Raw genomic sequence first — 20,188 nt, 5'->3', positions numbered from 1 at the left:
TCATGTCACTGAGACATATGAGACAGTCTCGTGTCTTCAACGGCCGGATGCGGTCAGCATCTTCGGCCGTTGGTATCAGAGCGCAAGATTCAGACGATAAAGCCGGTTGGCATTGCCCGCGAACATGGACTTGCGCTCAGCGTCGGAGAAATCACGGGTCACCGCGTCAAACGACTCCATTATGGTCTTATAGTCCGAGAACAGCTTGTCGGTCGGCACGTCAGAGGCGAACATCACGCGATCCGTGCCAAAGATGTCGATGACGGTCAGCACCAGCGGGCGGATGGATTCGGTCGTCCAGTGGCGATTGGCAAAGCCCATGCCGGAAATCTTCACCGAGACATGCGGCTGGGCGGCCAGCGCTTTCAGGCCCGCTTCCCAGCGGCTCAGATAGCCCTCGCCGTCATTGACCGGCATACCGGCATGATTAAGCATGACCGGAATATCAGGGTGCTTTGCCGCCAGGGACGCCGCTGCCGCCATCTGGTTTTCGTAGATTTGCAGGTCGAAGGACAGGCTGTACTTGGCCAAAAGCGCATAGCCGGCCTGCCACTGCGGGTCTTCCAGCAAATTGGCGGGCGTATAGCTGAAATAGGGATTCGGGTGCCAGTTGAGTATGTGGCGGATGCCGCGCACGGCCGAATGCTGCGTATGGGCTTCCATCAGGGCTTCGACCTTCGGATCGTTCAGCCCGGCAAAGGCGACAATCGCTGTAGGCAGACCGGTCTGTTCATGCAGCTTTTGCAGCCACTGCGTCTCGGCCAGGGCGTCGTCCGGATGCGCACCGGCGTCGATATGCACGGTGCCGCGCACGTCGAACCCTGTGGCGTCGGCCTGATAATGAGCGGGGAGGTAGGTCGAGGCAATGGCCTCGGTCGAGCCGTTGACGCCTGTATCGTCGAACGGCGCGCTCAGCCAGCTGTAGCGCAGATGGTCTAGGTCCCACAGGTGAATATGGGCGTCGATGAAAGGCAGTTTGGTCACGTTTCCTCCGAGCCAGCCGCTCTGGAGGTCTGCAAAGCCTCATCCGTCTGCGATACGCGGCTAACGTACTCAACTACGCTAGAGCATTCGTCGGCTAAGTCTTTTCGACTCACCATAGCGATTTTTGTGCTTTGTTATAAGAGAACGGCGGCCCCGTCAGGCGCCGCCGTCAGATCATTTAGTAGGTCGTGCGACCACCCGATGTATCAAACACCGAGGCAGTGGTGAAGGAGCACTCTTCCGAGGCCATGAAGCACACCATGGCGGCCGATTCATCGACAATGCCCAGACGCCCCATCGGGATTTTCGAGCGCATATAATCGACCTGGCTTTGCGGCAGTTGCGCCAGAATGGGCGACTCGAAGGTGGCCGGGGTCAGGGCGTTGACGATGACGCCCTTGGTGGCCAGTTCCTTGCCCAGCGACTTGGTGAAGCCGATCACGCCCGCCTTGGAGGCCGAATAGGCCGAGGCGTTGGGATTGCCTTCCTTACCCGCGACGGAGGCGACATTGACGATGCGGCCATAGCCGTTTTCGAGCATGAAGGGGATGATCTCACGGTTGCAGTAGAACAGGCCGTTGAGATTGATGTCCATGACCTTTAGCCACGACTCGACCGGGAATTCCCACACCGGCACCGTCGCGCCGGTGATGCCCGCCGAAGCGACCAGAATGTCGATCTTGCCCAGGATTTCCGCGGACTTTTTGGCAGCCGCAGAGACTTCCTCCAGCTTGGAGACATCGAGCGCCACAAATCCAGCCGCGCCGATTTCCTTAGCGGTTGTTTCCAGCAGTTCGGCGTTCAGGTCCCACAGGACAACCTTACCACCTTCGGCGATAATGCGTTGAGCGGCAGCCTTACCGAGGCCCCCGGCGGCACCGGTGATGACGGCGCAGCGGTTTTCAAAACGTCCAGCGTAGGTCATTAGCCGATGATCTCCTGATGTTCGAGCGAGAAGGGCACAACGGTCTGGCGCTGTTCGCCGAGGCCGGTGATGCCGAGGTGCATGGTATCGCCCGCATTGAGGTAGATCGGGTTGGGCTTCTTGCCTTCGCCGACGCCCGGCGGCGTGCCGGTGATGACCAGATCGCCCGGTTGCAGGGTGATGAAGCGCGAAATGTAGCTGATGCAGTGGGCGACGTTGAAGATCAGGGTCTTCGTATTGCCGGTCTGCATACGCTCGCCATTGACGTTGAGGAACATGTCGAGGTTATGCACGTCGCCTATCTCTTCCGGCGTGACCAGCCACGGGCCGGTCGGGCAGAAGGTGTCGCAGCCCTTGCCCTTGACCCACTGCGTGCCGCGCTCTTTCTGGAAGGCGCGTTCGGAAATGTCGTTGACCAGCACGTAACCGGCGACGTGGCTGAGCGCGTCGGCTTCCTCGACATAGCGGCAGGTCTTGCCGATGATCAGACCGAGTTCGACTTCCCAGTCCATCTTGGTGGCATCGCGCGGCTTCATCACCTCGTCATTGGGACCGGTGAGCGAGGTCACGGCCTTGGTGAAGAAGATGGGTTCCGGCGGCACGGGCAGGTTCGATTCGGCGGCGTGGTCGGCATAGTTGAGGCCCACCGCGATGATCTTGCCGATCTTGTTGACCGGCACGCCATAACGCACGTCGCCTTCGACGACGGGCAGGGCCGAGACGTCGGTGGCCTTGAGGCCGGCCAGCTTCGACAGGCGCACCTCTTCGGGGGTGATGTCGGCCACGACCGACGACAGATCACGCAGTTTGCCGTCAGCGTCGATCACGCCGGGCTTTTCCTGACCCTTGGGGCCAAAACGGACGAGTTTCATTTAAAGTATTCCTTTGCGAAATTCCCCCTCATCCGGCCCTTTCGGGCCACCCTCTCCCTCAAGGGAGAAGGGTAAATAAAAAAGCCCCCTCTCCCTTGAGGGAGAGGGTTGGGGTGAGGGGGCCTGTCTCTTAGTGCTCGTAGGGGCGATAGAGCTTCACTTCGGGGTTCAGGTCCACCCCGAAGCCCGGCTTATCCAGCGCCGTGACTTTCAGGCGGCCTTTTTCCGGGATCGGCTCATTGAGCAGTTGCGGATGGAACATCGGCGCGACGTGATCGGCCTTCGGCGCCATCATCAGGAACTCGGCAAACGGCGAATTGTGGCGCGTAATGACGAAGTGATAGCTATAGACCGACGATCCGTGCGGCACGACCAGTGCGCCGTGCGCGTCAGCCAGGGCCGAGATCTTCAGAAGTTCAGTGACGCCACCGCACCAGCCCACATCCGGCTGGATGATGTCGCAGCAGTCCATTTCCAGCAGCATCTTGAAGCCCCAGCGCGTCGATTCGTGCTCACCCGTGGTGACCAGCATCCCGGCCGGGACGTTCTTCTTCAGTTGCTGATAGCCCCAGTAGTCGTCCGGATTGATGGCCTCTTCGATCCACTTCAGGCCGTACTCATGGCACTTATGTGCCAGCTTGGTGGCGTAGTTGACGTCGAGCGCCATCCAGCAGTCGTACATCAGCCAGAAGTCTTCACCGACGCGCGAACGCATATCGGCGATCAGCTCGACATTCTTCTTCAGGCCTTCGTCGCCTTCGATGGGGCCGTGATAGAGCGGCAGCTTGCCGCCGATAAAGCCCATCTCCTTGGCGAGGTCCGGGCGCGCGCCGGTCGCATAGAATTGCAGTTCGTCGCGCACCGCACCGCCCAGCATATGATAGACCGGCTCCTGACGCAGCTTGCCCATCAGGTCCCACAGGGCCAGATCGACGCCGGAAATCGCATTTACGACAATCCCCTTGCGGCCATAGTATTGCGAGCCGAAATACATCTGATCCCAGATGCGCTCATATTCGAACGGGTTGCGGCCTTCGAGGAAGCGGGCAAAGTGCTTTTCGACCATATAGCAGGCGGGCTCGCCGCCGGTCGTCACCGCAAAACCGACCGTGCCGTCATCGGCTTCGATTTCAACGACCAGCGTGCCCAGCACATTGATGCCGAAGCTCTTGCGGCTCTGGCGATATTCCGGATAGCGCCCCATCGAGGTCGCAATGTGATTGTCGATCCAGTGGCCTTCGCCCTGATCGTGGTAGTCGGCGCCGCCGCCGCCCTCGCCACCTTTAATGACGTATGCGCGCACCTGCTTGATCTTGGGGTAACCCATAATAGAAGCCTTTTTAACCCTGCGTGTCGAATGCGGTTCCGGGAGGACCGGAAATGATCGGTTTGTGGTGAAATTGCTCAATAATGAGCATAAATGCGATTGCCAATCTATTTATTCCAATATATGAAATTAAGCCAACGCTTATCAAGCAAAAAACGTCAAGCGTGAACGCAGAAACGTCGAAACCGGGCATGAACGCAAATCCGCCGACCACCGAACCCAAGCGCGACAAACCTGGCGGTAGCCAGACCCTTGTCCGTGGGCTGATGATCGTTGAGGCGGTGGCGTCGGGGCGGGGCAGTTTAAGCGAAATCGCCGAAACCGCGGGCCTTGCGCGTTCCACCGCCTATCGTCTGGCCTCGACCCTTGTCGAGCAGGGCTATCTCAGCGTGGCCCCGCGCGACGGCAGTGGTGGCGGCTACCGATTGGGGCCCAAATTTATTCGCCTGTCGCAGCAGGCAATACACCAATAGATGGAAGGAAACGGGGGGCGTTTCGCGCTTCCGGTCAGAGAGAAGAGACAAAAGATGTTGCTCAAGGACAAGGTATTGCTGGTCACCGGCGGCTCAAAAGGCATTGGTCGCGCTATTGCCATCGGGGCGGCGCGTCAGGGCGCGAAGGTGGGTATCAACTATGCGGGGGATGAAGCCGCCGCCGAATCAGCGGTGAAGGAAATCCGCGGTTTCGGGGGCGAAGCCTTTGCGCTGCGTGGCGACGTCGCTGACCCGGCTTCGGCGACGGCCTTTGTGGCGGCGGCGGTGGAGGCCTATGGCCGCGTCGATACCTTCGTCAACAATGCCGGCATCTGCCCCTTCCACGGCTTCCTCGACATGCCGGTCGATGTGGTGGACCGCACCATCAAGGTGAACCTGAACGGCGCATATTATATGTGTCAGGCCGCCGCCAACCAGATGGTCAAGCAGGGCAAGAAGGCCAACGGCTTCGCCGGGTCCATCGTCGCCGTCTCCTCCATCTCGGCGCTGGTCGGCGGTGAGTTCCAGACCCACTACACGCCGACCAAGGCCGGTGTGCTGTCGCTGATGCAATCGACCGCCATTGCGCTGGGTAAGCATGGCATCCGCTGCAACGCCGTTTTGCCCGGCACCATCCTGACCGACATTAACAAGGATGACCTGGCTGATGAGGCCAAGCGCAGCTACATGGAAGGCCGCATTCCGCTGGGCCGTCTGGGGCAACCCGAAGATCTGGCCGGGCCGGTCATCTTCCTCGCCTGCGAAGAACTGGCCGGATATGTGACAGGGGCGTCGCTTCTGGTCGATGGCGGGGCCTTCGTCAACCTGCAATAAAATCGTTGACAGAAAAGGAAGGAAACCGGTTTCCTTCCTTTTCATTTGTCGCTATAGGAAGTCTCATTATGTGGCGAAGCATCCCGTAAACCGGGATTTCGTCGCGCAGGGATGGAAAGCGCCGCGCCGTCGCGCCCGGGGCTGATTATAAAAAACCGGAGCTGCTGCCATGTGCCAGACGTCTTTGTACGCCAAGATTTATCACGCCACCCATCCGGACATGATGGCCTATGCGGATACGGATGATCTGCGTGACAAATACCTGATGCAGGGCCTGTTTGCCCCGGACTCGGTGGTCCTCAACTACACCCATTTCGAACGCTTTGTGGTCGGTGGCGTCGCCCCGGTGTCGCAGAGCGTGCGCCTGCCCAATCAGACCGAACCGGCTTCGGCCGCCGGTCACCCGTTCCTTGAGCGCCGCGAACTGGGCGTGATCAATGTCGGCGGTGGTGCCGGGGTGGTGACCGTCGATGGCGTCGCCTATGATCTCAGTCAAAAGGATGGCCTGTATATCCCGATGGGCACAAAGGATGTGGTCTTTGCGTCGAACGATGCGGCCAATCCGGCGCTCTATTATCTGACGTCTACGCCCGCCCATGCGCGCTATGAGACGGTCAAGATTTCGATAGATCAGGCCGTGCCGCTCGAGCGCGGTTCGCTGGAGCAATCGAACCAGCGCGTCATCTATCAGTACATCGTGCCGACCACGGCCAAGTCTTGCCAGTTGTTGCTGGGCCTGACCATTCTGGCCCCCGGCTCGGTGTGGAATACCATGCCGCCGCACCTGCACGACCGCCGCTCGGAGGTCTATTTCTACTTCAATCTCGGTGAAAACGACCGCGTCTTCCACTTCATGGGGCAGCCGGACGCCGCACGCCATATCGTCATCCAGAATAACGAAGCCGTCGTTTCACCGCCGTGGTCGATCCATATGGGCGCGGGCACGTCGAACTACGCCTTCATCTGGGCCATGGGTGGTGAAAACCTCGACTATACCGACATGAAGGTGCTGGACATCTGTCAGCTCGCTTAGAGCGCATTTCGTTCATTCTGAATCGAAATGTCGCTCTAAGTTTTTGTTTTGTCGCGTTTTTTAACGCTCAACCGGTATCCACTTGAGCGAAAAACGCTCTAGTCTCACCTCCCGATGCTGGCGCATCGAGAGGTGGTTTCAGAACGGTCAAAAAATCTCCAGGGGCGGCCCGTCGAGATTTTTTGCCTTCTTAGTTTGGCGAGGCTCTGCCTCGCGCTCCTCCGCTCTTACTGAGTAGGGGGAAGGATTGAAAAAGGGAGATATTTCATGAGCCATCCATTTGATCTGACCGGTAAGGTCGCCCTCGTCACCGGGGCCAATACGGGTCTGGGGCAGGGCATTGCGCTGGCCCTGGCCGAAGCGGGTGCCGACATTGCCGCCGTGGGCATTGTGCCTGCCGATGAAACCGGCGAGAAGGTCAAGGCGCTGGGCCGCAAGTTCGTCAATATCGACGCCAATCTCGGCACGCTGGAGCCCATCGAGCGCGTTGTGAAGACCACGATCGACGAGCTGGGTGGTCTGCACATCCTCGTCAACAACGCTGGCCTGATCCGCCGCGCCGACGCCGTGGACTTCTCGGAGAAAGACTGGGACGACGTGATGAACGTCAACATCAAAGGCGCCTTCTTCATGGCGCAGGCCGTGGGGCGTCACTTCATCGCTCAGGGCTATGGCAAAATCATCAATATCGCCTCGATGCTCTCCTTCCAGGGCGGTATTCGCGTTCCTTCCTACACGGCATCGAAGTCCGGTATTGCCGGTATTACCCGCCTGCTGGCCAACGAATGGGCGGGCAAGGGTATTACCGTGAACGCCATCGCGCCGGGCTATATGGCCACAGATAATACGGCGCAACTGCGCGCCGATGCCGATCGCAACAAGGCCATCCTCGACCGCATTCCGGCGGGTCGCTGGGGTGAGCCGTCTGACCTTGGCGGGGCGGCCGTTTTCCTTGCCGCACCGGCGTCGGACTATGTCAACGGTGCGATCATCCCGGTGGATGGTGGCTGGCTGGCGCGCTAAGTCACTAGTTTCTAATCGAAACGATAACGACTTAGCGTTACTTTAGCCCCTCGCCGGGCGGTGGCTGCGCCACCTTGGCCGCCGCCGCAATGGCGGCTTGAGCGGAACGATTTCATCAGAGATCATTCCGCTCTGATATGGGTCAACTCGAAAGCTAAAAAGAAAACCCCTTCCGTAGGAACGGAAGGGGTTTTTTGTATGCCGTTGAAGCGGAGGGTCAGCCCAAAATGCCCTTGATATAGGCCTTGATGTCTTCGTCCTGCGCATTCGCGAAGAAGTATTCCGAGAACTTCTCACCGGCGACGGCGGCCTTCAGCAGGTCCTGATCGACGGTCTTCAGAACCGTCAGCATGTCCTTGCACGAGGCTGCCTTGAGGTCCTTCAGGATGCCGCGGTTCTTGGCCATGATCTGCGCGCGTTCCTTCGGGTAGCCGAGGCCGCGTTCACCGTCGAACAGCTTACGATAGACGTCCTGCAGGTTCAGTTCGGCAGCCCAGCCAAAGCCCTTGGCATAGGGCATGGAGATAGCGTTGCCGTCATTGATCTGACCGAACAGGAAGGCGTCGGTGGGGTCGATGACCAGACCGCAGAATACGCCCGGCATCGAATTACAGGCCAGCATGGCGCCCATGCCGGTGCCGCAACCGGTGACGACGAAATCGGCCGCCTTCGAATTCAGCAGGATACCGGCCAGCAGACCGTTCATCACGTAGGTCAGCGAGGCCGAATCGTCGGCGCTGTACATACCGTAGTTGAAAACCGTGTGGCCCAGCGGCTCAGCGACCGTCTTCAGGGCGTCGAAAATGATGCCGTTCTTGGCGGCCTGGCTGTTTTCGTTGATCAGAGCGATTTTCATAAAAGTCTTCCTGCGTGTTTTTGCGTGAATATGCGCGTGGATGCTTCAATAGCGGGCTAAGCGAGGGACAGCAAGCCGCGAAGCGGCGCAAGGGTCCGAAAACCGTTTGCACGTCGCTGTGCGCTACCTATCCTGAGATGGCCCCTTATCATAGCCGGAATTTTTGCCTGTGTGCATAATCACCGTTGAAAATGACACCGGTTTCCCCTACACATAAAGCCAATCAAGAATAATCAGATCAAAAGTGGGGAAACGTGTCGGTTGACAGTGTCAGACTTACGGATGTGCGCAAGACCTTTAATGGCCATGAGGTCATCAAGGGCGTCTCGCTGGAGGTCAAAAAGGGCGAGCTTGTGGTCTTTGTCGGGCCGTCGGGCTGCGGGAAATCGACCCTGCTGCGCCTGATTGCGGGCCTTGAAACGCCGACCTCAGGCCAGATTGATATCGCAGGCCGCGATGTCACCTACGCCCACCCGTCGAAGCGCGGCGTGGCCATGGTGTTTCAGTCCTACGCCCTCTATCCGCACATGACCGTGTTCGACAATATCGCCTTTGCCCTGAAGATTCAGGGCCTGCCCAAGGCCGAGATCGAGCACAAGGTCAATGCGGCGGCAGAAACGCTGCAACTGACGCATCTTCTGAAGCGCCGCCCCAAGGCCCTGTCCGGCGGGCAGCGTCAGCGCGTCGCCATCGGCCGCGCCATCGTGCGTCAGCCCGATGTCTTTTTGTTTGACGAACCGCTGTCCAATCTCGATGCGGCGCTGCGCGGGCAGATGCGCGTCGAAATCGCACGCCTGCATACCAAGCTCAACGCCACCTCGGTCTATGTGACGCACGATCAGGTCGAGGCCATGACCCTGGCCGACAAGATCGTGGTGCTGAACGCCGGGCGCATCGAACAGGTTGGCTCGCCGCTTGATCTGTACCGTAAGCCAGCCAACCTGTTCGTCGCGGGCTTTATCGGGTCGCCGCGCATGAACACCATCAAGGCCCGCGTGCGCGAAGTGTCGTCAGACGCCGTCGGGCTCGACCTGCCGCAGACCATCCTGTCTGTGCCGCGCGTCGGCGCACAGGTCGCGGCAGGGGGCACTGTGACCTTTGGTGTACGCCCGGAAAACCTGCATCTGGCCGCGACAGACGAAGAGGCGCACCTCAGCGGCTACGTCATCCTGATCGAGCGCCTGGGCGGGGAGACCTTCGCCTATGTAACGCTGAAAGACAGTGAAGGCGAGCCGCTGATCATGAAGCTCGACGGTGAGGCGGCGCTTTATAACCATCAGGAAGTGCGCCTGAAAATCGACCTCAACCGCGCGCATCTGTTCGCCGAGGACGGTCAGGCGATTGGTGTGTCGCCCGACTTTGCTGATAAGACAGACGAGTCCGTCCATGTATAGCAACAAGTGGATCGGCAGCCTTTATATTACCCCGTTCGTGATCGGCTTTTTGCTGTTCACGGCCTTTCCGTTCGTGGCCTCTTTCGTGCTCAGCCTCACCGATGCGCGGCTTCAGGATCAGTTGGGGGCGGCCAATTTCGTCGGCCTGTCCAACTATACGGAGATGGCGGCTGACTCGACCTTTCGGCAGTCGCTGGGCGTGACCTTTGCCTACGTCTTTATCACCGTGCCGCTGAAACTGGCCTTTGCCCTGTTCATCGCCGTGGTGCTGAATTTCAAGCTTAAGGGCATCGGCCTCTTCCGCACGGCCTTTTATCTGCCCTCCATTCTGGGCGGCAGCGTCGCCATCGCGGTGGTCTGGCGCTTCGTCTTTGCCGGTGACGGCCTGCTCAATCAGGCGCTGGCCGGTATCGGCATCGGCGGCGTCAACTGGCTGGGGGAGCCCACCACGGCCATGTTCTCCATCGTGCTTTTGCGCCTGTGGCAGTTCGGCTCGGCCATGGTGGTGTTTCTGGCCGGTCTGAAAGCCATCCCCGAAGACCTCTATGAGGCCGCCGATCTCGATGGGGCGTCGCGCCTCAAACAGTTCTTCATGATTACCCTGCCGCTCTTGACGCCGGTGCTGTTTTTCAACTTCATCATGCAGATCGTGCAGGCGTTTCAGGAGTTCAACGGCCCCTACATCATCACCGCCGGCGGCCCGCTCAAATCGAGCTATCTGCTGCCGCTGATGATCTACGAAGAGGCGTTCAAATACTTCAATCTGGGTTATTCCTCGGCCCTGTCCTGGGTGCTGTTTATCATCATCGCCGTCTTCACTGCGGTGGCCTTCTGGTCGCAGAAACACTGGGTGTTTTATGCGCAGGACCGCGACGATAAGGGAGGACACTGAAATGGCGTCTTCGCTCAATCCGGCTGATCACGGCTGGCGCAAACATCTGCCGGTGATCAATGCCTTCGTGCGTTATGGCCTGCTGATTCTCGTGGGCTTTCTGATGATCTATCCGCTGTTGTGGATGATCGGCGGAGCGTTCAAAAACAACACTGAAATCTTCTCTTCCGTGGGCTTCATTCCCAAAAATCCGACCACGGACGGTTTCATCAACGGCTGGAAGACCTCGACCGAATACACGTTCGCGACCTACCTTCTCAACACCATGAAGATCGTGGTGCCGAAGGTGATCGTCACGGTCATTTCGTCGGTCATCGTCGCCTATGGCTTTGCGCGCTTCGCCATCCCCGGCCGCAAGTGGCTGTTTGCGCTGCTGATGGCCACGGTGCTGCTGCCGAAGTCGGTCCTGCTGATCCCGCAATATCTGATGTTCCGCGAATTCGGCTGGCTCGACACCTATCTGCCGCTATATGCACCGCAGGCCTTTGCGACCGAAGGCTTCTTCGTCTTCATGATCATCCAGTTCATGCGCTCCCTGCCGCTCGATATGGAAGAGGCGGCGGTGATGGACGGTTGTAATTCGTTTCAGGTCCTGACCCTGATCGTCTGCCCGGTCATCCTGCCCGCCATTATTTCGGTCGCGCTGTTTCAGTTCATGTGGTCGATGAACGACTTCCTTCAGCCGCTGATCTACCTGTCGTCGGTGGAAAAATATCCCGTGGCGCTGGCGCTCAAAATGTCGATCGATGTGACCGAAGCGACCTCGTGGAACGAGATTCTGGCCATGTCCACCATCGCTCTGGCCCCCTCGCTGATCCTGTTCTTCCTGGCGCAGAAATACTTCGTTGAAGGCGTCACCTCCGGCGCGGTGAAGGGGTAGGGCGATGGACGCTTACAGACTTCACCGCCGGTTCGTCCTGCTGGGCGCGTCTGCTGCCGCGCTCACCGCCTGCTCAAAGCCGCGTCCGGCCCCTTCCACCGGGCGTGAATTGCGCATGAGCTGGTGGGGCGGGTCTTCGGCGCACAAGGCGACGCTTGAGGCGCTGCGCCTGTTCGAGGAAAAGCACGGCATCCGCGTGCGCGGCGAATATACGGGCTTTGCCGGCCATCTGGAGCGGCTGACGACGCAGATCGCCGGGGGCACCGCCCCGGACGTCATGCAAATCAACTGGTACTGGCAGACCCTGTTCTCGCGCGACGGTACGGGCTTCTACGACCTGAAAAAGCTGACGGACAAGCTCGACCTCAGTCAGTTCGATGCGCGCACGCTCGGCATGGGTACCAATAAGGGCGTGCTGAACGCCGTTGCGGTGTCGAACGCCGCGCGTCTGTTTTATCTCAACCAGACCACCTATCAGAAGGCGGGCCTCAGCCTGCCCACGACCTGGGACGAGCTGTTTGCACGCGGGCCGCAGTTCCGCGAAAAACTGGGTGATGGCTATTATCCGCTCGATGGCCTGTTTCTGGAGTTTATCGCTCTGGCCCGCACCTATGTGGTGCAAGGCACGGGGAAGCCCCTGATCAATGCCGAGACGAAATCGCTCAACTGTTCGCGGTCCGACATGTACGACTTTGCGGGCCTTTACGCCCGCATGACGCGCGAGCACGTCTGGCCCAGCGCGCAGGTGCGTGCCTCCTATGGCAATGTGGCGCAGCAGGAGATGCGCCCGTGGATCAATGGTCAGTTCGCCGGTACCTTCCAGTGGAACAGTTCGATCGACAAGTATAGCGATACGCTGGCCGGAAAGCAGACACTGGCGCTGGCCCCATATCTGCTGCGGCCGGGGGCGAAGGACGCCGGGATGATGTATCGTCCCGCCATGATGTTCGCGGTCAATGCCAAAACGGCGTACCCGGACGAAGCGGCGCTTTTGATCGAGTTTCTGCTCAATGACCCGGACGGCATCCGCGCCATGGGGCTGAAACGCGGTGTGCCAGTATCGAAGGCGGCGCGCACCCTTCTCGACAAGGAAGGGCTGATCACGCCCATCCAGCAGCAGAGCGAGGCGCAACTGGCGGCGGCGCAGATCAATGTGGTTGAAAGCCCGTGGTTCGAGCATCCGCGCGTGCGAGACGGCTTTCAGGACATTCTGGAGGCGCTCGGCTATGGCCGCCTGAGCGAACGCGAGGCCGGCGACCGGCTCTATGACGACATCAACGCCATCCTGCACCGCGTCGTGCGATGACGGGGTTGCGCTGTCTGGCTGTCCTGCCGACGGCCCTGAGCTTTGAGGTCGATGACGGCTCGATCTGGGCCGCGGATGCGCCGCGCGACGTATGGGTGGATGGCGCGGTGGTGTTGCGGACAGACCGGAATGTCTTTTCGCTCTATGATCTGCGACCGGACACACAATACGCGGTGCGCGTTGGGACCGACCGGTTGGTGGTGCGCACCGCCGCCTGCAAGGCCGTGGTTGATCCGCGTGCCTTCGGAGCCAGGGGCGATGGCGTCAGCGACGATACGGCAGCGCTTCAGGCGGCACTGATGGCCTGTCCGCCGGGCGGTCTGGTGCGACTGAGCGCAGGGCGCTACCTGACCGCGCCCCTGTTCCTTAAAAGCGATATGGCTGTGGAACTGCGCGAAGGTGCAGAAGTGGTGGGTCATCGCGATATAACAAAATGGCCGGTCTTACCGGGCGTACTACCGGACGCCGAGGGGACGGAACGGACCTGTCTCGGCTCGTGGGAAGGCGAGGCGGAGACCTGCCACGCCGCCCTGTTCAACCTGTTGTTTGCGCGCAATGTGCAGCTTTACGGCCGCGGTGTCATCGACGGTCAGGCCGGGTTTGATACGTGGTGGAATAGGTCTTTTATCGCTCACGAAAAGCGCGTTCCGCGCCTTTCTCCGCGGGGGCGGCGAACGATCGCCGACGCCCGCTTGGGCGTTGAGGGAGGTAGTACTGAAAGAGCGGAACCCTTGGGAGGCTGGCGTCCGCGCCTGATCTTTATGGTCGAATGTGAGCAGGTCATACTGCACGGTCTGACCCTGAAAAACAGCCCGTCGTGGACGGTCCACCCGCTGTTGTCGCGCGGTCTGACCTTTGCTGACCTGCGCATCGAGGCCCCGGCCGACAGCCCCAATACCGACGGCCTCAATCCGGAAAGCAGCACCGATATTGTCATCAGCGGTGTCGATTTTGCCGTGGGCGACGACTGTATCGCGCTGAAGTCAGGCAAGATCAGCATGGCGAGACGCACTGTGCGTCCGACCCGCCGTGTGCGTATTTCCAACTGCCGGATGCGCGACGGTCATGGGGCCGTGGTCATCGGATCGGAGATGGCCTCGGGTGTGTATGACGTGTCCGTACAGACCTGTCTGTTTATAAACACCGATCGCGGTATCCGCCTCAAAACGCGGCGTGGCCGTGGGCGTGAGGCGGTGATCCGGGGCCTCAATTGCCGCCATATCCGTATGGAGGGCGTAGGCACGGCCTTCGTGATCAACAGCTTCTACTGGTGCGATCCCGACGGCCAAACGGACTATGTGGGCGACCGTAACCCGCGCCCGGTCGATGACGGTACACCCGCCATCGGCGACATCCATCTGAGCCATATCGACGCCACAGGTGTGCGTCACGCGGGCCTCTACGTGCTGGGCCTGCCGGAGCAGCCGGTGGACGGCCTGACGCTCGACCACATCCGTCTGCGCTTCGACCCCGACGCGCAGCCCGGCGAACCCGATATGGCCGCTTCGATTGCGCCCGTGGCGCGTCTCGGCGGCCTGATCGCCAATGTCAGACATCTTCGCACAAACGCGCTGGACATAGACGGCCAGAGCGGCGAAACCCTTACGCTGGAAAATGTCACATGCTTGACCTGAAACACAACATCCCCGTCGATGTCACGGCGGTACCGACGCAGCGCGCCTTCGATCTGTCGCCGCAGACAACCACGTCTCTGGCGCGCTTTGGCGACTCTGTCCCCGCCTTCATCAGCGGTTATTTCCGCACCTGGGAACCCTATCGCCCGCACTGGAACTACGAAGACGGCGTGGTGTGGAAGGGGGCACTCGACCTCTATCAGGTGACGCAGGATCGCGTCTTTCTTGACTATATTCTGGGTGAGATGCAAACGCGCGTCCTGCCCGATGGGGCCATGCCGACCTTCCACCCGCAGGAATACAATATCGACAACGTCAATGGCGGGAAAATCCTGTTTCCGCTCTACGCCATTACGGGTGAGGCCCGCTTCCGCACGGCGATGGACGTGCAGTTTGCGCAGCTCAAAGACCATCCGCGCACGCAGTCCGGCAACTACTGGCACAAGCAGATCTATCCGCATCAGGTGTGGCTGGACGGCCTGTTTATGGCCCAGCCGTTCCAGACCGAATACGCCCGCATCACGCAGGACGAAGCCCTGTTTGCCGACACGGTGGCGCAGTTCCGCTTCGTCGATCACACCCTGCAAAAGGGTAACGGCCTCTATGCCCACGGCTGGGACGAAAGCCGCACCGAACGTTGGGCCGATAAACAGACCGGTCTGTCCAAAAATGTCTGGGGCCGGGCCATGGGCTGGTGGATCGGGGCGTTGGTCGATGTTTATGAAGCCTCAGAAGGGTTCAGCCCCTCCCTGCGCGCCGATATTGCCGACATTACCCGCCGCACGCTTGAGGCCTTGCTGACGTTCCGCTCGGACAACGGCCTGTGGTATCAGGTCGTCGATCAGGGCCAGCGCGAAGGTAACTACGAAGAGGCCTCGGCCTCGCTGATGGTCGCCTATGGCCTGATGAAGGCGGCGCGTCTGGGCATCATGTCCGAAGACACGGGCCGCACGGGCGTCGAGTCGCTGAAAGCCGTCTGCGCGCGCTTTGTAACGCCGTCGGCGCTCAATGGTGTGTGCGGTGTGGCCGGGCTTGGCAATGTGCCCTATCGTGACGGCTCCTACGCCTACTACCTCTCCGAAAAAATCACCCCCAATGATCCCAAGGGCGTGGGGGCCCTCATGTGGGCCCTGTCCGAAGGGATACGCACAAAGGACACCCTATGAGCCTGAAAGAGATTGCCCAGAACTTCGTTGCCGCCCGCCGCGCGGCGCGCGCCCTCAGTGACTATCCGGGGCAGATTCCGGCGGAGCTGACGGACTCCTACGCCATTCAGGAAGAGGCGATCAGGCTGTGGGATCGCCCGGTCATCGGCTGGAAGATCGGCCGTCTGGCGCCGGAGCGTCAGGCCGAACACGGCACCGAGCGCCTGGCCGGTCCTATTTTTGAGACCGTCTTCAAACCCTCCGAAGGCGAGGTCGAAATCCCGGTTTTTGAGAACGGCTTTGCGGCGGTCGAGGCCGAGTTTGTCTTCCGCATCGGCGTCGATGCCGAGCCGGGCAAGACCGACTATAGCGAGGCCGAGGCCCTGCGTCTGATCGACGCACTGTTTGCCGGGGTCGAGATGGCCGGCTCGCCGCTGCCGACGATCAACAAGCTGGGGCCGACCGTCGTGGCGTCTGATTTCGGCAATAATTTCGGCCTGATTCTGGGGGCGCAACTGGCGGCCTTTGATGCGTCAAGCACGGTCGAAGCCTTAAGCGAAGCGGTGGTGAAGGGCTATGCGGCCACCACCGAAATCGACGGACAGGTGGTGGGCGAAGGCGGCCTGTTCACCATGCCGGGCGGCCCGCTGAAGGCCATAGGCTGGCTGGCCGGGCATCTGGCGGCGCGCGGGCGTCCGCTGACGAAGGGCCAGTTGATCTCATCGGGGGCGACGACCGGTATCCACGACATCCTGCCCGGTCAGTCGTCGGTGGTGACCTATGCGGGTCCGCACCATGAAACGACGCAGATTCGCCTGAGGACCGTCACCCTGACCGAGGCGCGTCCGGAACTCGCGTGATGTTTATGACACGGTGGCGGCCAAGAGACGCAGCTCACGGAGGCCGCCGCCTTTTTTATTCAGCCTTTGTTAAAGGCCCGCGCCGACTATGGGGCAAAAAGCGCCGTCAGAGCGTCATATCAGCGGGAGTGCACCTATGGCAGATTTGTCACCCTTTTAATCAACCTGAACGAAGGCGCTTGTCTTTTGTGCGCGCCTGTGTCTAGCTGAGGCCACTGACACCGGTTACCATGCGTGTTTGACACCGGTATCATTTCAACATTAAAAACCTGCCCTCAATGGGCGTCCACTGCCTGATCAGCGCGCCAGCCAAGAGCGTGCAGCGGGCCGAACGGGGAGTTACAATATGAAAACCAAGTCCAACCACAGTCGTACTGCGTCCGCCATCGCCCGCTATGGCGTATCCGTTCTGGCGCTGGTCGCCACGGGTGCGGCCATGCCGGCTCTGGCACAGGAGGCCGCACCGGCGGCGACTGATGAAGTCGAAACCGTCGTCGTGACGGGTTTCCGCAACAGCCTCCAGACGGCGATCAACGAGAAAAAGCGCTCGACCGACATGGTCGATGTGATTAAGGCCGAAGACATCGGCCAGTTTCCTGACCTCAACCTCGCCGAATCCCTGCAACGCATTCCGGGTGTGTCGATTGATCGCGACGGCGGTGAGGGCAAGCAGATCACGGTTCGTGGCCTGAACTCCGAATTTTCGCGCACGCGCATCAACGGCCTTGAGGCGCTGGCCACTACGGGCTCGAAGGATTCGTCCGGCGGCACCAACCGTGGCCGTGGGTTTGACTTCAACGTCTTCGCCGCCGACCTTTTCAACTCGCTGACCGTGCGCAAGTCCATGTCGGCCGAAGTCGATGAAGGGTCGCTGGGTGCCACGGTCGATCTGCAAACAGCGCGTCCGTTCGACTACAAGGGCTTCACCATGGCCTCGTCGGTGCAGTTTGGCTATAACGACAAGTCAGGCAAGACCGAGCCGCGCGGCACCTTCATGATCTCCAACCGCTGGGCCGATGGCAAGCTGGGGGCGCTGTTGTCGGTGGCCTATGGTGAGCGTACCGTCATCGAAGAAGGTGCCAATACCACTCGCTGGGAAAATGCCTATGCGGCGTCGAACATCGGGCGCTTCCAGAGCTTCTCGACGGATGGCGGCAAGACCTTTACGGCCATTACGCCCTGTACCGGTGGGGGCGCGACGCCAAACACGACGCGCGTCTGTAACACCAATTCGGCGCTGGAACCGGCCCTGACCGGCGAAGCGGCCAAGATCTCCAACTCGCTGCACCCGCGCATCCCGCGCTTCAACCACTTTGAAACCGAGCAGAAGCGTCTCGGCGTCACCGGTTCGTTCCAGATGCGTCCGTTTGACGGCACGCTGATCTCGCTGGACGGCATGTACGCCAAGTTCGGGGCCAATCGCGATGAGTGGGAAATCGAAGCCATCTCCTTCAGCCGCAGCGGTCAGGGCAACCCTCAGACGGACATCTACGACTATACGATCGACGGTAAGGGCACCATCACCAAGGCCTCGTTCAACGATGTCGATATCCGTTCGGAACACCGCTTTGATGAGCTGACCACCACCTTCACCCAGGGCAATCTGACCTGGGATCAGACCTGGGGTGAGCGCTTCTCGACCAAGCTGATGATCGGTTCGTCGAAATCGGTGCAGGACACGCCGGAACAAACGACCTTCACGCTCGAATCCTATGATGTCGATGGCTATTCCTACGATTTCACCGACATGACGGCGCCGAAGTTTAACTACAGCACGAAGAATGGCTGTACGCCGGATCAGGCCTGTTACTGGACCTATTCGTCCAGCACGGCGAGCGGCGATGCCTCGCTGATCCGTCTGCGTCCGCAGCAGGTAACGAATAAATTCACCACCACGCGGCTGGATGCCAAGTTTGACCTCACCGATAATGTGACGATCAAGGCAGGTGTTTCGTCCAAGAAGTACGATTTCAACTCGACGGAATCCGGGCGTTATACCACTGATGTCAATGCGCGTAATGAAAATGCCAGTGGCAATATCGTCACGGAAATCAACAGCAATATCGCCAAATACAGCCAGACGGTTTCGGTGGCAGGGAACACCTATCTGATCCCCAATCTTGACCTGATCCGCTCGACCTTTGGCTATGACTGTAACTGCGCCAATAGCTGGGGCATCTTTACCACCAACTCGACCAACTCGTCGTCGCGCACCAATAACCGCGTCGCCAGCGAAACCGACAATGGCTGGTTCCTGCAAGCCGACTTCAGCGGTGAGATCGCGGGCCTGCCCTATCGCGGCAATATCGGCACGCGTCAGGTTGAAACCAATTTGGTGGCGACGGGTATCGTCGGGACGGCTAACAACAACTTCCAGCGCACGACGGTCGAACGTTCGTACAAGGATAATCTGCCCTCGTTCAACCTGATGATCCAGCCGGTGCCGAGCGTCTACCTACGCTTTGCCGCGGCCAAGACCATGGCCCGTCCGACGCTTCTGTCGATCATTCCGGGTGGCGGTTCGGTGAACACGTCGGCCAAGACCATCACCACGGGTAACCCGGCTCTGGACCCGGTACGCGCCAATACGCTCGACTTCTCGGCCGAATGGTACGTCGATAAGGACACCCTGTTTACGGTGGCCCTGTTCAAAAAGGACATCAAGTCCTACATCCAGCAGCGTCAGACTCAGGCCAAGCTGTCCGACTACGGCTATAATCCGGCCGACTTCGGCGAAGCGGCGGACGTCACCTATACGGTCACCACGCCCGTCAACACGCCGGGCGGTGAGCTGAAAGGCTACGAAATCTCGCTGCAAAAGCCCTTCCACTTCCTGCCGGGCTTCCTGCGTCACACGGGCGGTATCATCAACTACACCAATGTCGAGTCGCAGATTAACTACTACACCTCGGCAACGGCCACGACGACGACGCGCGCCAACCTGCTGGGCCTGTCGCCCAAGGCGTGGAACATCACGGCCTATTACGAAGACGACAAGCTGTCGGGTCGTGTCGCCTTCGCCTATCGTGACGGCTACCTGTCACAGCTCAATCCGGGTTCGTCGGCCGACTTCTGGGGCAAGAACGAGACCTTCAATATCGACGCTCAGGTCACCTATCAGATCAACAAGAACCTGACCTTCATCCTGGAAGGGATCAACCTGACCAACGAAGCCGATGACCGCTTCATTGCCTACAACACCGTGCAGGGCAATACGGCGCAGGACCTGCTCTATGACTACTCGAAGTCGGGTCGTCAGTACTATCTGGGCCTGCGTTACAAGTATTAGGCCATTGTGACGAATTAACGGTTGCGATCTTTCTCCTCCCCATTTTATGGGGAGGTGCCGAGCTTACGAGGCGGAGGGGTATCTTACGGACGGTAATACCCCTCCGTCAGCTTCGCTTCGCTCGCTGCCACCTCCCCACGCAAGCGTAGGGAGGAGAAGATAGCCGCATTAAATCTTAAATCGTCGCCTCAACCTAAGCCGGTCAGAGTGTAAAGTAGCGTAAGCGTTCAACAGCCTTCTGACTTAGAGCATTCGTCGGCTAAGTTGAGCCGCCGAATGGCTCTAATTATTTCTAACGCCTCATGTTTTTCCGAAAAGTGGTGTCCACTTTTCGGCATGAGGCTCTAGAGGCGTCGGGTCACCGGCGCCTCTTTTTTATGAGAAGGCGACGCCTCGTCTCTTTCTACGAAGCCAGCCCCAAAAAGCGCTTCACATGGATAGGGATGCGCTCTAAACCCTTC

The 20,188-nt window shown here is 59.8% G+C and carries 17 protein-coding genes; 12 read left to right on the top strand and 5 right to left on the bottom strand.

Going from position 1 to position 20,188, the window contains the following annotated elements:
- Positions 1 to 75: 75 nt before the first annotated feature.
- The 4 genes from ACK8OE_RS04195 to rhmD all read right to left on the bottom strand — a co-directional run bounded on the left by ACK8OE_RS04195 (position 76) and on the right by rhmD (position 4,108).
- Positions 76 to 984 (bottom strand): amidohydrolase family protein, encoded by a 909-nt coding sequence (locus ACK8OE_RS04195; protein ID WP_410271491.1) that lies wholly within the window; start codon positions 982 to 984, stop codon positions 76 to 78.
- A gap of 178 nt (positions 985 to 1,162) precedes the next feature.
- Positions 1,163 to 1,909, bottom strand: a complete 747-nt coding sequence (locus tag ACK8OE_RS04190) for an SDR family NAD(P)-dependent oxidoreductase (RefSeq protein WP_410271490.1) — start codon at positions 1,907 to 1,909, stop codon at positions 1,163 to 1,165.
- Entirely contained in the window at positions 1,909 to 2,781 is an 873-nt protein-coding gene (locus ACK8OE_RS04185) for a fumarylacetoacetate hydrolase family protein (protein WP_298329166.1), read from the bottom strand. Before ACK8OE_RS04185 ends, ACK8OE_RS04190 begins: the two co-directional genes overlap by 1 nt.
- Positions 2,782 to 2,911: 130 nt before the next feature.
- A complete protein-coding gene (gene rhmD, locus ACK8OE_RS04180; RefSeq protein ID WP_410271489.1) occupies positions 2,912 to 4,108 on the bottom strand; it encodes an L-rhamnonate dehydratase in 1,197 nt (398 codons plus the stop codon).
- 191 nt (positions 4,109 to 4,299) lie between these two features.
- Between rhmD and ACK8OE_RS04175 the strand changes: the two genes are divergently transcribed.
- From ACK8OE_RS04175 to kduD, 4 genes are all read left to right on the top strand, one after another.
- Positions 4,300 to 4,581, top strand: coding sequence for a helix-turn-helix domain-containing protein (locus ACK8OE_RS04175; RefSeq protein WP_290799575.1), 282 nt, complete (start codon positions 4,300 to 4,302; stop codon positions 4,579 to 4,581).
- 54 nt (positions 4,582 to 4,635) lie between these two features.
- Complete coding sequence (locus ACK8OE_RS04170; RefSeq protein WP_290799576.1) at positions 4,636 to 5,415, top strand: SDR family NAD(P)-dependent oxidoreductase; 780 nt, start codon at positions 4,636 to 4,638, stop codon at positions 5,413 to 5,415.
- A 184-nt stretch (positions 5,416 to 5,599) separates the two neighbouring features.
- A complete protein-coding gene (kduI, locus tag ACK8OE_RS04165; RefSeq protein ID WP_410271594.1) occupies positions 5,600 to 6,448 on the top strand; it encodes a 5-dehydro-4-deoxy-D-glucuronate isomerase in 849 nt (282 codons plus the stop codon).
- A gap of 267 nt (positions 6,449 to 6,715) precedes the next feature.
- Positions 6,716 to 7,471 carry a 2-dehydro-3-deoxy-D-gluconate 5-dehydrogenase KduD gene (kduD, locus tag ACK8OE_RS04160; protein ID WP_126422511.1) on the top strand — a complete coding sequence of 252 codons (756 nt, stop codon included), beginning with the start codon at positions 6,716 to 6,718 and terminating at the stop codon, positions 7,469 to 7,471.
- A 217-nt stretch (positions 7,472 to 7,688) separates the two neighbouring features.
- Here the strand turns inward: kduD and ACK8OE_RS04155 are convergent, their stop codons facing one another.
- A complete protein-coding gene (locus ACK8OE_RS04155) occupies positions 7,689 to 8,327 on the bottom strand; it encodes an RpiB/LacA/LacB family sugar-phosphate isomerase (protein WP_410271488.1) in 639 nt (212 codons plus the stop codon).
- 254 nt (positions 8,328 to 8,581) lie between these two features.
- Here ACK8OE_RS04155 and ACK8OE_RS04150 point away from each other — a divergent pair, with 254 nt between their 5' ends.
- The 8 genes from ACK8OE_RS04150 to ACK8OE_RS04115 all read left to right on the top strand — a co-directional run bounded on the left by ACK8OE_RS04150 (position 8,582) and on the right by ACK8OE_RS04115 (position 19,727).
- Positions 8,582 to 9,721: an ABC transporter ATP-binding protein gene (locus ACK8OE_RS04150; RefSeq protein WP_410271487.1), complete on the top strand. Its 1,140-nt coding sequence runs from the start codon at positions 8,582 to 8,584 to the stop codon at positions 9,719 to 9,721.
- Positions 9,714 to 10,613 (top strand): carbohydrate ABC transporter permease, encoded by a 900-nt coding sequence (locus tag ACK8OE_RS04145; RefSeq protein WP_126422517.1) that lies wholly within the window; start codon positions 9,714 to 9,716, stop codon positions 10,611 to 10,613. Before ACK8OE_RS04150 ends, ACK8OE_RS04145 begins: the two co-directional genes overlap by 8 nt.
- Before the next feature lies 1 nt (position 10,614).
- On the top strand, positions 10,615 to 11,493 hold the full coding sequence (locus tag ACK8OE_RS04140; RefSeq protein ID WP_410271486.1) for a carbohydrate ABC transporter permease: 879 nt from the start codon (positions 10,615 to 10,617) through the stop codon (positions 11,491 to 11,493).
- Positions 11,494 to 11,497: 4 nt separating this feature from the next.
- Complete coding sequence (locus tag ACK8OE_RS04135) at positions 11,498 to 12,799, top strand: ABC transporter substrate-binding protein (RefSeq protein WP_410271485.1); 1,302 nt, start codon at positions 11,498 to 11,500, stop codon at positions 12,797 to 12,799.
- Positions 12,796 to 14,433, top strand: a complete 1,638-nt coding sequence (locus ACK8OE_RS04130) for a glycoside hydrolase family 28 protein (protein WP_410271484.1) — start codon at positions 12,796 to 12,798, stop codon at positions 14,431 to 14,433. Before ACK8OE_RS04135 ends, ACK8OE_RS04130 begins: the two co-directional genes overlap by 4 nt.
- A complete protein-coding gene (locus tag ACK8OE_RS04125) occupies positions 14,421 to 15,599 on the top strand; it encodes a glycoside hydrolase family 105 protein (RefSeq protein ID WP_410271483.1) in 1,179 nt (392 codons plus the stop codon). The genes ACK8OE_RS04130 and ACK8OE_RS04125 overlap by 13 nt, the downstream gene beginning before the upstream one ends.
- On the top strand, positions 15,596 to 16,438 hold the full coding sequence (locus ACK8OE_RS04120; protein ID WP_410271482.1) for a 2-keto-4-pentenoate hydratase: 843 nt from the start codon (positions 15,596 to 15,598) through the stop codon (positions 16,436 to 16,438). Before ACK8OE_RS04125 ends, ACK8OE_RS04120 begins: the two co-directional genes overlap by 4 nt.
- A gap of 346 nt (positions 16,439 to 16,784) precedes the next feature.
- The gene (locus ACK8OE_RS04115) at positions 16,785 to 19,727 is read left to right on the top strand and encodes a TonB-dependent receptor (RefSeq protein ID WP_410271481.1); all 2,943 of its coding nucleotides are present in this window, start codon (positions 16,785 to 16,787) and stop codon (positions 19,725 to 19,727) included.
- Positions 19,728 to 20,188: the final 461 nt, after the last annotated feature.

This window comes from Asticcacaulis sp. W401b, assembly GCF_046503825.1.
Taxonomy (GTDB): Bacteria; Pseudomonadota; Alphaproteobacteria; order Caulobacterales; family Caulobacteraceae; genus Asticcacaulis.
The sequence above is the reverse complement of the archived record's forward strand: the minus strand, read 5'-3'. Positions and strand labels throughout refer to the sequence as shown.